General features: G+C 43.9%; 10 protein-coding genes. 7 read left to right on the top strand and 3 right to left on the bottom strand.

Annotation, left to right across the window (positions count from 1 at the left end; genetic code table 11):
- The first annotated feature begins 8 nt into the window (after nt 1–8).
- Nucleotides 9–2,777: a PAS domain S-box protein gene (locus Q7V21_RS07200; RefSeq protein ID WP_304916631.1), complete on the top strand. Its 2,769-nt coding sequence runs from the start codon at nt 9–11 to the stop codon at nt 2,775–2,777.
- Here Q7V21_RS07200 and Q7V21_RS07205 read toward each other — a convergent pair.
- From Q7V21_RS07205 to Q7V21_RS07215, 3 genes are read right to left on the bottom strand one after another with little or no spacing between them, the layout of a single operon-like run.
- Nucleotides 2,774–3,811 (bottom strand): TIGR01620 family protein, encoded by a 1,038-nt coding sequence (locus tag Q7V21_RS07205; protein WP_304916632.1) that lies wholly within the window; start codon nt 3,809–3,811, stop codon nt 2,774–2,776. The two genes, Q7V21_RS07200 and Q7V21_RS07205, sit on opposite strands and share 4 nt — an antisense overlap.
- Nucleotides 3,811–5,220, bottom strand: a complete 1,410-nt coding sequence (locus Q7V21_RS07210; protein ID WP_304916633.1) for a YcjX family protein — start codon at nt 5,218–5,220, stop codon at nt 3,811–3,813. Before Q7V21_RS07210 ends, Q7V21_RS07205 begins: the two co-directional genes overlap by 1 nt.
- A gap of 51 nt (nt 5,221–5,271) precedes the next feature.
- A complete protein-coding gene (locus Q7V21_RS07215) occupies nt 5,272–7,116 on the bottom strand; it encodes a diguanylate cyclase domain-containing protein (protein ID WP_304916634.1) in 1,845 nt (614 codons plus the stop codon).
- Between the two features lie 218 nt (nt 7,117–7,334).
- Here Q7V21_RS07215 and Q7V21_RS07220 point away from each other — a divergent pair, with 218 nt between their 5' ends.
- From Q7V21_RS07220 to nirD, 6 genes are all read left to right on the top strand, one after another.
- On the top strand, nt 7,335–7,841 hold the full coding sequence (locus tag Q7V21_RS07220) for a MarR family winged helix-turn-helix transcriptional regulator (protein ID WP_304916635.1): 507 nt from the start codon (nt 7,335–7,337) through the stop codon (nt 7,839–7,841).
- A gap of 35 nt (nt 7,842–7,876) precedes the next feature.
- Nucleotides 7,877–8,335: an SgcJ/EcaC family oxidoreductase gene (locus Q7V21_RS07225; protein ID WP_304916636.1), complete on the top strand. Its 459-nt coding sequence runs from the start codon at nt 7,877–7,879 to the stop codon at nt 8,333–8,335.
- A 148-nt stretch (nt 8,336–8,483) separates the two neighbouring features.
- Nucleotides 8,484–10,619 carry a bifunctional diguanylate cyclase/phosphodiesterase gene (locus Q7V21_RS07230; RefSeq protein ID WP_304916637.1) on the top strand — a complete coding sequence of 712 codons (2,136 nt, stop codon included), beginning with the start codon at nt 8,484–8,486 and terminating at the stop codon, nt 10,617–10,619.
- 102 nt (nt 10,620–10,721) lie between these two features.
- Nucleotides 10,722–12,161 (top strand): diguanylate cyclase, encoded by a 1,440-nt coding sequence (locus tag Q7V21_RS07235; RefSeq protein WP_304916638.1) that lies wholly within the window; start codon nt 10,722–10,724, stop codon nt 12,159–12,161.
- A 173-nt stretch (nt 12,162–12,334) separates the two neighbouring features.
- A complete protein-coding gene (gene nirB / locus Q7V21_RS07240; protein WP_304916639.1) occupies nt 12,335–14,764 on the top strand; it encodes a nitrite reductase large subunit NirB in 2,430 nt (809 codons plus the stop codon).
- Between the two features lie 4 nt (nt 14,765–14,768).
- Nucleotides 14,769–15,077 (top strand): nitrite reductase small subunit NirD, encoded by a 309-nt coding sequence (gene nirD, locus Q7V21_RS07245; protein ID WP_304916640.1) that lies wholly within the window; start codon nt 14,769–14,771, stop codon nt 15,075–15,077.
- Nucleotides 15,078–15,083: the final 6 nt, after the last annotated feature.

Genomic DNA, 15,083 nt, shown 5'->3' on the forward strand with positions numbered 1-15,083 from the left:
TGCTTTAAATGGAGCTGATTATTCGCACTAATCAAAGTTTATTGCTCAGGCCTTTTACATTAGTAACGTCATTATTGGCGTTACTATCAGGTTTGGTAGTGACATTTTTCGTTGCAGGAAAAATTGCCGAGACAGAGTACGTCCGGCTGGAAGCTGCCTATACATTAATGTTTAACCAGGCAGTGGATGCCGTTGTCGGTAAAGTAAATGCCTATGGTGAAATGTTACGGGCTACTCAGGGCTTGTTTTATGTTTCTCCTGATTTATCACGTGAAGATTTTGCCAACTTTTATCAGAGCTTAAAACTCGAAGAGAATTATCATGGCATTCAGGGGCTTGGCTACGTTGTTGCCATTGCACCGGAACATAAGCAAATACATATCAATGCCGTCAAACAATCCGGATTGACCGATTACGATATTTTCCCGTCAGGTCAGCGTGATCAGTATTCCGCTAATCTTTATATCGAACCCATGACCAGCAAAAACGTACGGGCATTAGGTTTTGATATGTATTCTGACCCTACTCGCAAGGACGCGATGGATCGAGCCATCTTAACTGGTGAATCCACACTCACTGAGAAAGTTTTGTTAAAACAGGATGGTTCGACGGCTACCATTAATGGTTTATTGATGTATCTGCCGGTATTTATTGATCCCAGCGAATCCGATGTACCCGTTGAGTTGCGAACTCTTCACTCCGGTTGGGTGTATGCCGTGTTTCGCATTGATGATGTATTGAAGGATGTATTAGCTACCCATACCAATGTCGGGTTATTAGAAATCTACGATGATGCTGATGAAAAGTCTGATGGATTGTTGTTCTCCCAAACTGGCACAGCCTCCAAGATAAAATTCAGTTTACAAAAAAGCTATGACATTGGCGGACGTACCTGGTCTTTTATCGGACAGCCGGACCTTGAATTTGCCAATCATGTTTCACGCAGTAACGAATCTGTAATCTGGCTTATTGGCACTGTTATTTCATTATTATTTGCTTTGGTGATTGCAGCCATTGCCAATAGTCGGGCAAATGCCATCCGGATAGCCACTCAGATGACCAAATCTTACCGGCAAAATGCCCGGCGATTGGCACTAGCCACTGAAGCGGCTGAAATTGCGATTTGGGAATGGGAAGTCGAGAGTAATCAGATTCTGCTCGATAAAATGGCAAGCAAGGTTTTTGGCTTAAAGTCTGATACTGAAAAGTTGGAATATACCGAATTTGAAAAACTGATCCATGAGGCGGATTTGCTGGCATTTCGGATCGCCGTAGAACAATCCATGCAACAACATAAAACCATGGAGATTCGCTTCAGGATCCGTCATCGTAGCGAAATCCGGATGCTTCACACTTCAGCCGAGCTATATTTCAACGAAGCCGGACAAATTCTCTCGTTGGTTGGTGTGAGTTATGACATTACCGAAGACTGGCAACATCAAAAAACTATTCTGGAAACGGAACAACGCTGGAAACATGCATTGGAAGGCAGTGGCGCGGGCGTTTGGGACTGGAATGTTCCTAAAAATGTTGTGATATTTTCAGACAAATTACTGGCAATGTTGGGTTATAAGCCGGGCGACATAGTGGGCAAGATGGAGCACTGGCTCAAGCTGGTTCATCCTCAGGATATTGAACGGGTTACTGCTGATATCAACCGTATGCTCAGCGGTGAAAAGCCTGAATACCGTAATGAACATCGTATTCAGTCTAAAGATGGCAGCTGGAAGTGGATGCTCGGCAGTGCCACGGTGGGCGAGCGGGATGCTGAAAATAATGCGATTCGCGTTATTGGAACCAAGACAGATATTTCCTGGCGTAAACAAGCTGAATTAGCTTTGCAGCAGAGTGAAGAACGCTTCCGTAATGCATTTGATACCGCAGCAATCGGCATGGCCATTGTCGGATTGGACGGCCGCTGGTTAGAAGTAAATGGTGCGCTGTGTCGAATGCTTGGCTACAGTGAAGCCGAGTTGAATGAAAGAACATTTGTTGATGTCACACATCCGGATGATCTGGATCTGGATTTGGAATATATACAGAAATTGCTCAATGGTGATCTTGAGCATTATCAAATGGAGAAACGTTATTTCCATAAAACAGGTGATGTCATATTTGTATTGCTGAGTGTGTCTTTGGTGCGTAATGAAAAAGGTGAAGTTATTCACTTTATCTCGCAAATTGAAGATGTGACGGCACGCAAGTCGGAATCGGATCGCATTCGGCAAATGGCATACCACGATACTTTGACAGGCCTGCCGAATCGACGTTTATTTGATGAACGTATCGGCCATACATTGGCGCATGCCAAACGGGTGGGGTATCCGATAGCGTTGATGTTTGTGGATGTTGATCATTTCAAACAAATCAACGATACACATGGACATGATGTAGGTGATGAAATCCTTAAAGCGGTAGCAGACAGGATGACGCATTGTTTACGGCAGACCGATACCTTGAGCCGAGTTGGTGGTGATGAATTTGTGATTCTGCTGACCGAGATTAAAAAGCCGGATGATGCCAAAGTGGTTGCTGAACATATTCTGGAAACTGTGTCACAACCGTTACATGTGCACACCCATGATTTCCGAATTACCTTGAGTATTGGGGTAGCGATTTTCTCAGGTGATTTAGAAACCGAAACTGTCAGTGAATTGACCAAAAAAGCGGATCTTGCCTTGTACGAAGTCAAATCTGCCGGACGTAATGGTGTCCATATATTCGGCTCTAATCACATTAAAGCGGAGCCAGTATCGCCGAAACAATCTAAAGCTTAATCGTTGTCTGCTGTCAGTTTGGTTAAATCGCGTCTTAACAGATTGGCAAACATATTAATTTTAGGCTTTTCATCCTGGCTGAATGCAACAGGGCGGATTTGTTGCATGGCGCTGATTCCAATTCGGGCCTGATATAAACCGACACCAAATCCTTGTGCCACACTGCCAAGTATTTTCCCACCTAAACCAATACCGACCTGTTCGGAAAAGAAACTGATACCGGCCTGACTGGCATAACTGCCCAAAGCAATTTTGGCGACACGCAAGTTCAAACGCCATTGCGCCAGTCGATTTAATCTCACCCCATAAATCATATTGATCTGATTGATCATCTTCAGCGTTTTCCAAACCACCAACAACGAATCCACTACCGCCAATTGACTGACTGCAATCATTGCTGCACTGCTTATGCTGGTGCGTTCGATGACATTAATGGCTTGTTTGTCGAGCTGTTTGTAAAAGTCTTCACTAATACGATGAACGACTTCACCATCATTTAAATAATCAGGCAGCCGTTGAATGCACGGGGTTAGTAATTCGGCTTGAGGTTGATCTTCATAGAATTGCTCAAGAGAATGCAGCCATTTTTTGGCATGACCGATATGTTGTTCATGAACTAACCTTGCAGCCTCTTCACGGATCGAATCTGCCTGTTTCAGTTGTTTCTGATTACGGCGAAATACCAGCAATTGTTGCATCACTAATCCGGCCAGAAACAAAGCAAAAGCACTGAACGTTATTCCCAGCACACGACTTTGTTGCCAGAGCGTTTGAGCTAAATCGGCAATATCCCATGCCAGCATAATCACTAATACGACAAATAAGGTGGCAATCAACCACTTCAGTCCTCGATTACGGCGGGGGGGAATCAGCAAACCTTCATCAAAATCGGTTAACGGATCGGCCTCAATCGAGTCGGGCACAATGACTTCGTTTGTTTCAGCAACCGCTTTGAAAAAGGTTTCAGTTTTGTGTGTCGCAGGGTCGCTGGTTTGCGTCGGTTTCGCTTTGAAAAAATCGTCATTGGAACTCATTAAAATTTATCTCCAATCAGATCCCGTAAGACTTTATCCATCCGGATATGTGCCAGCCGTCCACCTATCAGTAAATCGGGGTTTACAGGTGCTCGAAGTACCGGTGGTTTCCATTGCGAGAGTTGCTGCCATTGAGCTGAGTCAGGAAGTTGATCGGGAATAGGCGGATGACGTAACTCGCCAAACTGTCCATCTAACAGTCTGGCTGTAAGGTGATCATTATGATCATTTGTGCTGCGTACAGCAGCGGCAATTTCGGTTTCAATCTCGATCCGATTTCTCACCGATTGCGGGCAAATGTGGCTAATGATTTCATCACACAAGCGGCGTAAGGCTTCATGCTGATTCATTAAAATACGGTCCGGTTTGGATGCCAGAAACAGGATCTTTTCTACTTGAGGGCTGAATAGCCGGTTCAGAAACGCATTGTTTCCAACACGATAGCAATCAATGATTCGGCTGAACGCGATCACCATGTCATCAAACTTTTCCTTGCCGCCGCTAAGCGCTTTTAATACATCGATTAAAACAACCTGGCGATCAATGCCACGGAAAAAGGTTTTATAAAACGGTTGAACAAACGCTTTTAGATACGTTTTATAACGTTGCTGCATGACCTTATATAAAGAATCATCAGAGGCTTTGTTTAATTGATGTTCCGAAAGCGTTTGCAGATTAAATAAAGGAATAAACACCGGAAAGTCTTCGCTGTCAGCTAATAAAGCCCGGCCGGGTTGAATAAAGGTCAAACCAGCGGTTTTACAGGTCAGCAGAAAATTTCGATAACGGACATATAACGCATCAATATGCTGTTCATCAAAGTCCGCCAGTGGGTCTAATGCAGTCAGATCGTCAAGCAGTTCTTCAGCCAATTGATGACGTATGCCTTTGGAGCAAAGCGCCGCAGTGTCGATACTCCATTGCCGGTAATCCTGTTGCAACATAGCGAGATCCAGCAACCATTCTCCCGGATAGTCGCGTAATTCCAGCGTAAAGCGACGGGTTTCGCCGGTAAACGTTGGCATCATCGATTTTTTCTTGTATTCAATAACTAAACGGCAACCACTGATATTTGTCGTGGAAGGAGGCCATTGTGGCGGTTCATCTGCTAAGGCCTGGATTCCCTGTTGATAGTCAAACATAGGTAAGTCATCCAGCGGCTGTATTTCAACACCGAGTAAACGTTCATCTCGGGCAGGCAGGAATCCACCCAGATGGGCATGGTTGGAATATTTGAGCTGATGAATCAGGCTGGTGATAAAAGTCGATTTACCACTGCCACTGAAACCGGTAATACCAACACTCAAATGTTTATCAAGACTGCGGGCAACCCATTTACTGGCTTGTTGATCGATATCTTCAAGCGTTTTATTCAGTTGGCGGCCGAGTTTTTCAATCTGTGAATTCATAACTGTCAGCTTACCATAGGGGGCCGTTTATCTTTCAGAGCCGTGTCTCGCTCATGAAGTCTCTGCAGTTGATGAACGTTTGTCGTGATACATCGTGTCATCTGCATAGGAAATCAGTTCGTCGACATTTTTGCCATGATGGGGGTAACAGGCAATACCAATACTGGCACTGATATTCAGTACCACACCATCATTGAGTTCATATTCGATCGCTAATTGCTGACGCAGTTTTTCGGTCACTTGCTGGGCTTCATCAATGTTGCTGTGATTAATAATGATGGCAAATTCATCACCGGCCAGTCGGGCTGCCGTATCGGATTCGCGGATGGCTTCACGAATACGCTGAGCGACCAGGATCAGCAACAAATCACCATTTAAATGGCCATAGGTATCGTTGACGGCTTTGAAGTCATTCAGGTCAATGTAAAGCAGACAGAAGGGTTGCTTGTATCTTGCGGATTCAGCAATAGCCTGATTCAGCCGATCATAAAACAATACCCGATTAGGCAACTTGGTCAGGCTGTCATGTGTGGCTTGCCATTGCAAAGCAATTTCTGATTTTTTACGCTCGGTAATATCAATAACCACTACCAGCATTCTGTTTTGATTAAGGGGCGAGGTTCTGGCCATGAAAAAATGCTGATTACCTGTCAGGTTCAATTCGTATTCAAAGTAATCGCTTTCGCCTTCATCGAGGGTTTTGTGTAATGCCTGTAAAGTCCGCTGTGCCAGAAAGTCAGGTAATGTCTGACTGACATGCTTATTGATAAACTCTTCTTCAGGCAACAGCAATGGCACGCTCTCACCTTGTTCAAAGTCAATAATTTTGCCACTTCTATCAATGGTAAACAGCAGATCCGGAATTGCTTTAATAATGGCCTGATTACGCTGATAACTCTGCTGAAGGGCGGCTTTACTTTCGATAAGCTGCTGGTTTATTTCCAGACGACGTCCAATTAACCATGCTGTCGTCAGAATCAGCAGAACCAACGATAACGAGGTTAAAATGCTGTTACGCAAGTGCGAAAATTTGTATATAGCAAGCAATTCGTCCACTACAGCTCGATTTTCTCCAACAAACACGTGTAGCCGCCATTTGGGCAATGTCTGATAAGCAAACTGGTAATAATCGCCATTAGAACGTTGATAAATCCCTTCCCCGGAGAGAGGTAATCTGTCTGTTTTGATGCGTTCGGTAACATAGTCCAGTGTTTGTCCGGGCTCGAAATTCTGAAAAGGTACCCGAAAAACTATTTCACCTTCTTCATGCACGATTGATGAAAATAGCTGGGCATTTACACTGATTCCACTCAATGCCAGCGAAAATGTTTTGATATCGATAACCGCTGCAATCACACCTTGAAAATTGTCTTCCGTATCATATAGACCACGACTGATAACCATCACCGGATCATCATGTCCGCGGCCAGGTAACATGGGTTTAGTGGTGTAGACTTTGTCAGTTTTAGTTGTCTTATGCACGACAAAATAATCCCGCCCGGATAAATCCAGTGGACCGCGCAGGTGTTGCGGATACCGTAACAGTCCATCAGCACTAATATGCAATAAAGCCTGCATTTCTGGATTATTGGTGGAGTATTGCCTGAGCAGATAGGTTTGCGGTTCAGGATCACTTACAAAATCCGGATGCGAACTTATTAACTTCAATGTTTGGTCTATTGCTTCCAGTTTTGATTCAAGTAACTGGGCCTGCATTAAAGCAAGTAGTTGATTACGCTGAGCAATTTGTTGGTTTACTTGCGAAGAATAGGCGGATAACTGCTGTTGATAGTTGTGATAAATCACCAGCAGCGTCAACACGATGATCAATAAGGTGTATAGCCATAATTTGCTGTTAACAGGCCAGCGTATTTTAAAAATGGATTTTTCAACCACAGGACTCACCATATTATCGGCAATAGAGGTTTTCCAGAGGTAACGACCTCTGCTGAGTGATTTCAGTTAAAAAAATCCGTGGGTTATCAATAAAAATCAAAGGTGTTGTCTCGTTAAACAGGATTGTTAAATTCTGCTTCAAATATAGCACCATTTAAAAAAATGACGTTATTAATTACAGTTGACATAGTAAGGCAGCTAACTATAAGCTGGCTGCTATGTTACAAGTCAAAGATATTCCAAACGCTGAGATCATGCAGAAATTTGCAGCTCGCTATCCACAAACCGATATCAAAAGTGTCATTACATTTTTGAATCTGTTACGTGTGGGCACAGATTTGTCGCACGGTTTAAACAGTTATTTAGCTGAATATGACTTGTTACAGGGAAGATGGTGGGTTTTACTGTTGCTGATGCGTGAGGATAATCTGAGTTCAACACCCTCTGTTTTGGCTGAAAAAGCAGGTGTTTCACGGGCCACCATGACTGGATTGTTGGATGGTTTATTACGCGAAAAACTTATCAGCCGTGTCCATGCGAAACACGACCGTCGTCAGATCCAGATTCGTTTGACTGCTTTGGGCCAGGCTAAACTTGATGAGGTAATGCCTGGTTATTATCAACGAGTCAATCAATTGATGCAGGCATTAACAGAATCTGAAGCCGTGCATTTAATGACTCTACTGCAAAAAATTTATCAACAACGGCATGTTTTTGAAAATTAGACTGTCGCCATAAAGAATCAACAAAGGAGTTCGTAATGAAAGTATTAAAACGTTTTTTACCCTTAGGTCTTATTGTGCTGGCTGTCAGTGCATGCAGTAATCCTGCTGCAGACTATGATGTGCAGGAAGTGGTGAGCTCTGCCAATGAACAATGGAACACTGCTTTTAATAATAGTGATGTTGAAGCCTTAGCCGGACTTTATGCATCACAGGCCACATTATCACCAGGTGATGGCAATGTATTGAATGGGCAACAGGACATCGCTGCATTGTTTCAAGGCTTTTTCGAAAATGGCTTACATAACCATCAAATCGATACTATCGCCACATATTCAGCTGATGGACAAATCAGCCAACTGGCTAACTGGTCAGCAGATGTGGAAGCTGAAGATGGTCAGACACTGACTTTCCAAGGTGTATTGATGACTGTTTTACAGCAGAACGATGCCGGTGACTGGGAAGTGGTTTCTCACATCTGGAACATGGCTGAATAACGTTAGCTGCATTTCCAAACAAAAAAGCCGGTTGATTTAACCGGCTTTTTTTATGTTTTTGTGAAATTGATCAGCGAAAATTTGCTTAACATGATGTGGCTGTGCTAAAAACCATGAAAAAATAATGGTTATAAAAGGGATTTTTCCTGTGAGCGCCTTACAAATGTATCAAAGACACTCGCTATTGGAATTACTGTTTAATCGCGTTCATGAAGGCATCATCATTACCAATGCCGATAATATCATCGTTGATGTAAACGAAACATTATGTGAAATCACCGGCTACAGCAGAGATGAATTGATTGGCAATCGCCCCAATATTTTAAGCTCCGGCAAGCAAAGCAAAGAATTTTACAGTGAAATGTGGCAAAGCCTTATCCAAAATGATTTTTGGCGGGGAGAGGTGTGGAATCGCAAAAAAGACGGTTCATTTTATGCCGAGGTTTTGACGATTCACCGCACCAGTGATCCGCAAACTGGAGAGTTGTTTCATTTGGGATTGGTCTCTGACATTACCATGCTTAAGCAGCATCAGGCTGAATTGGAACGACTTGCTCATTATGATGCGTTAACGGCTTTACCCAATCGAAATCTACTCGCGGACCGGTTTGAACAGGCCATTGCTCACAGCAACCGGACCCAAAGCTTGCTGGCAATCTGTTTTCTTGATTTAGATAATTTCAAGCCGGTAAATGACGAGTTGGGACATAACATCGGTGATGAATTATTAATTGAAGTCTCACAGCGTATAAAAACCATATTGCGGCAGGATGATACGGTTTCCCGCTATGGTGGGGATGAGTTTGTTATTTTGCTTGGCGAAATCCAGAACCGTCAGGATTGCGAATTATTACTGCACAGATTAACTGAGGAGCTTAGCCGACCTTATAAAATTGGAAAACACTTCATTCGCATCAGTGCATCCATTGGTTATACGGTTTATCCATTTGATCAGGGTTCCATGCAGACCTTGATAGAGCATGCCGATCAAACCCTTTATAAAGCTAAGCTGGATGGCAAGAAAACATTTCGTATGTATGAAATGGGCAAGGAAGGTTGGCGCGATGAAAAAACCGAACAGTTGTATGCAATACGACGTGCACTGACAGAAAATGAGTTCCAGCTGTTCATGCAACCGAAAATCAGTATGTGTACTGGTGAAGTTGTGGGATACGAAGCGCTTATCCGTTGGCAACATCCCGAGCAGGGCATGTTATTTCCACAACAGTTTTTGCCTTTAATCAATGGCACGATGCTGGAGATACAGTTAGGTGAGTGGGTTATCCGGCAAGCCCTGATGCACTTACAGCAATGGCAGAATCAAAATCACCATTGGCATATCAGTATTAACTTGTCGGCCTACCATCTGGGTTTTAATGGCTTTTTACAACGGCTGGGAGAGATCATTGCTGAATTTCCCGAAGTAGATTTACAGCATTTTCAATTTGAAATCCTGGAAAGTCATGCCTTAGATGATCTAAGTTTGATAGTCGATGTGGTGCGTCGCTGCAAAAATGAATTTAATATCAAAACGGTATTGGATGATTTTGGTACAGGCTATTCATCACTCAGTCATATCCGTACTTTACCGGTATCTGCCGTAAAAATTGATCAGACATTTGTGCGCAATATGCTGGTGGATGTGGATGATTGCAAAATCGTTGAAGGGGTTATTGCACTGGCCAGATCGTTTGATCTGGAGGTAATTGCTGAAGGGGTTGAATCTCTTCGTCACGGGCAAATATTGCTTTCCATGGGCTGTGAGTTTGCACAGGGATATGTGATTGCCAAACCCATGCCGGTCGCTGAGCTGCCTTTCTGGCATCAACATTTTTGCTTGCCTGTCGACTGGCACAAATACCGTTATCACCGTCAACATGTGAAATGGACCCAATTGAACCTGTTCTGTCTGTATTTAGAATTAAGTGTCGAGAGCCTGGAAAGGCGTTTTGCCGTCGATGGTGACGATACCGATAGCTCCTCTTGGTCAATCATCTCGCTCAAACAGTCGCATTGCGGAGTCTGGCTGGAACGATCGGAAAATTTACAACTGATTGATAAGGAATGCCTGCAAATTTTAAGAGAGAAATATCGTAGCTTTCACCACCTGATGACCATGACCATTAAACTCTATCAAGCAGGTAGAAAACAAAACGGTCAGGAAAATCTTCAGTCCCTGCATGCTCGTTATCTGGATATGCATCAATTTATCCAATCGAAAGTTCTGCATATGCAACCTCCAGAATTAACTACCGACGAAACACAGGCCCTAACAAAAAATTAAAGTTGGTTTAACCTTCCTGTTTGGGGAAACGTTAAAGGCGCTAGGATCCTGTCCTTAAATTCTTTATGATTGAAAGCTTTGTTTTATAAACGAGCCTTTTAAATGCAGAGTAGTAAACGGATTTTTACGCTGACAATCAGTTCGCTGGTGTTACTTGGTTTTATGGCTACCAGTCTGATTGGCTATTTTGTCGCTCGTGATTCCACCAGTGAACAGCTGCAAAAACAGATGCTGCCCCTGACCAGTGACAACATTTATTCCGAAATTCAGCGTGATCTGTTGCAGCCGTTATTGATTTCGTCATTGATGGCCAATGATACATTCCTGATTAACTGGGCTGAGACAGGCGAACAAGATCCGCAACGTTTAGCCGAATATCTGGCGCAAATCCAACGTAAATACAACACCATCACAGCGTTTTTTGTCTCGGAAAAAACCCGCAATTATTATCATCCAAAAGGCATTATCAAACAGGTGGATGAAACGGATCCAGCTGACAGCTGGTATTTCAAAGCCCGCCAGCTCAACACCGATTACGATATTAATATTGATTGGGATACTGCAGCCCCCAGTCGGATGAGTATTTTTGTTAATTATCGGGTTATCAATCAACAAGGAGATTTGGTTGGTGTGACCGGTGTTGGCTTATCAATGGAGGTTGTGGCTCAGTTAATTGAAAACTATCAACGCCGTTATGGTCGGGAAATCTATTTTGTCGATCGACAGGGTGAAATCACGCTGCGTAGCAGTCAGTTTCAGGATGATATTTATCTGCAGAATAAAGCGGGTTTAGATCAACTATTTGTCCAAATCCTCAGTAACCCGAGTGCTTCAGTGAGCTATGCGGCTAAGGATGGTAATACTATCTATTTAAATAGTCGCCTGGTACCTGAGTTCGACTGGTTTTTGATTATTGAACAAATCAATGATCCGGCCACTGACCGAATTGAAACGGCTTTGTGGATCAATATTGCGGTTTCCCTAGCGGTCAGTATTTGTGTATTACTGGTTGCTCATTTCACTTTACGTGGTTATCAGCGCCGACTTGAATTAATGGCCACCAAAGATAAATTAACTGGTGCCACCAGCCGGCAGGTGTTTGATTGGGTCTTTAATAAGGCACAAAAAACAGCGCTGCGTAAGGATTGGCCTTTATCGATGATCGTGCTCGACATCGATCATTTTAAGTCGGTCAACGATAAATATGGCCACCAGTTTGGTGATCAGGTACTCAAATCTGTCAGCCGTCTCATCAAACAAAAAGTACGGGATGTGGATATTTTATGTCGCTGGGGTGGTGAAGAGTTTTTATTGCTGTTGGAAAACTGCGATCAGCAACATGCTGCCAAAATTGCCGAGACACTTAGAGAAAGTATCAGCCAGCACCAGATCCGTATCAAAGACCATACTGTCAATGTCACCATCAGTGCCGGTGTGGCCGAATATCAGCTGGATGAAAGTATGGAGCATTTGATCGAACGCTGTGATCACGCCATGTATGAATCCAAGAAGAAAGGGCGAAATCGTATTACCGTTTATTGAGGGCTAACAGATCTGCAAACCCTAATTCACCATCTTTGTGCGTGACGCACCATTTTGCACCACAAAGTCGCATGTTACTTACCTGTTTAAAATTAATTTCTAATTAAATTAATAGGTTACTTGTTGGCACAGTGCTTGCTCAAGCATATTTAATCGAAATGCAGGAGCGATCCATGAAAGAAAAATTAGTGCTGATTGGTAATGGTATGGCCGGTGTTCGCACACTGGAAGAATTACTCAAGTTAGCGCCTGAAAAATACGACATCACTGTTTTTGGTGATGAGCCTTACGGTAACTACAACCGTATCATGTTGTCGCCTGTACTGGCGGGCGATAAAACCATTGATCAAATCATGATCAATGACCGTCAGTGGTATATCGATAATGGCATCACCTTGCATGCCGGTAAAAAAATTACCCATATCAACCGTGTCAGACGCCAAGTGGAAACCGCAGAAGGCGAAGTATTTGAATACGATCGCCTGTTATTAGCAACCGGTTCACGTCCATTTATGTTGCCGTTACCGGGTCGTGATCTACCTGGGGTGATCAGTTTCCGTGATATTGCTGACGTCGATACCATGCTGGAAACTGCCAAATCCTATAAGAAAGCTGTAGTCATCGGTGGTGGTTTGCTGGGTCTGGAAGCAGCCAATGGTTTGATGATTCAGGGTATGGAAGTCACCGTGGTACATATCGCTGATGTATTAATGAATCAGCAATTGGATAAACCGGCATCAGATTTGATGTTAAATGAACTGCAGGCCAAAGGGCTGCACTTCTTGATGTCGCATGAAACTGCAGCGATTGAAGGTAAAAAACGTGTTGAAAAAATTGTCTTTAAAAATGGCACTGAAATCGACACAGATTTAGTGGTGATGGCGGTTGGTATTCGTCCAAACATCGAATTAGCTCAATCAGCCGGTATCCATTGTGAACGAGGCATCGTGGTGGATGACACCATGCAGACCTTTGATCCTAAAGTTTATGCGGTTGGGGAATGTGTTCAGCATCGTGGAGCAACGTTTGGTTTAGTTGCACCATTATTTGAACAGGCCAAAGTCTGTGCCAATCATCTGGCTCAAATGGGTATTGCCCGTTATGTCAGCTCCATTACTTCCACCAAACTCAAAGTCACCGGCATTGATTTGTTTTCCGCAGGTAACTTCATTGGTGATGAAAGCACTGAAGACTTAGTTTTCAAAGATGCTGCCCGTCATGTCTATAAAAAGCTGGTGATTCAGGATGACAAACTGATTGGTGCGGTGTTGTATGGTGACACCGTTGATGGTGCCTGGTACTTCCAGTTAATGCGTGATGGTACCGATGTGTCGAGCATTCGGGAAAACATGTTGTTTGGTCAGCATCATATTGGTGATTCCGGTCATGGTGCGACCAATTCTGTTGATGGTCTGCCGGATGATGCTGAGATCTGTGGCTGTAATGGTGTCTGCAAAGGCGATATTGTCAAAGCCATCAGCAAACACAGTCTGTTTACACTGGACGAAGTGAAAGCTCATACCAAAGCTTCAGCATCGTGTGGTTCCTGTACCGGTCTGGTAGAACAAATTCTGGCGTCTACTCTGGGCAGTGATTTCAATGACACGCCGAGTAAAAAAGCCATGTGTAGCTGTACCAGCATGAGCCATGGCGAAGTGAAAAACGCCATTAAAGAACAAAATTTGAAAACTATCCCGGACTTGATGGTGGCACTGGATTGGAAAACACCAGACGGTTGTCATTCATGTCGTCCGGCGCTGAATTACTATCTGCTCAGCACCTGGCCGGATTATCAGGATGACCCGCAATCACGTTTCATCAATGAAAGGGTGCATGCCAATATTCAGAAAGATGGTACTTATTCCGTCGTGCCACGGATTTGGGGTGGAGTAACCAACGCCAATGAATTACGTGCCATTGCGGATATCTCCGATAAATATAACGTGCCAACCGTCAAAATTACTGGTGGTCAGCGTATCGATTTGTTGGGTGTGAAAAAAGACGATCTGCCAAAAATGTGGGCCGATCTAAGTGAAGCCGGTTTTGTTTCAGGTCATGCCTACGGCAAATCTTTGCGTACCGTCAAAACCTGTGTTGGTTCTGAATGGTGCCGCTTTGGTACGCAGGATTCTACGGGCTTAGGAATCAAGGTCGAGAAAATGACCTGGGGTTCGTGGACCCCGCATAAATTCAAGATTGCGGTCTCCGGTTGCCCACGTAACTGTGCTGAAGCCACCATCAAAGACTTTGGTATCGTCTGCGTGGATTCAGGTTACGAATTACATGTCGGTGGTAACGGTGGTATCAAGGTTCGGGCAACCGATTTCCTCTGTAAAGTCGCCACTGAAGAAGAAGCAATGGAATATTGCGCTGCCTTTATGCAGCTTTACCGTGAAGACGCACATTATCTGGAACGTACCGCGCCGTGGATTGAACGGGTAGGTCTGAAAAGTGTGCAGGCTAAAGTGGTTGACGATCATGACAATCGCAAAGTGCTGGCACAACGTTTTTATGAATCACAGGAAAAATCGCAGGATGATCCATGGGCAGAACATGCTGCCAAACAGCGCGAAAACTATATTCCCATCAAGCAAGTAGGTTGAACAAATGCAAAATTGGACTGAAGTAGGACCCGTAGAAAGTGTGCCGCAAAAAGGCTCACGCGTGATGACCACACCAGATGGGGATGTGGCCATTTTCCGTACCAGCTCAGACGAGGTCTTTGCCTTGTTTGACCAATGCCCGCACAAAAAAGGCCCGTTATCGCAAGGGATTGTTTACGATAAACGTGTTGCTTGCCCATTACATAACTGGGTGATTGATTTAAGCAGCGGCGAAGCGACCGGGCCGGATGAAGGATGTACCCGTTCATTTGAAACCAAAGTCGAAGACGGCCTGATTTACATCTCACTCTGAGGATTG

Source organism: Methylophaga sp. (assembly GCF_030651745.1).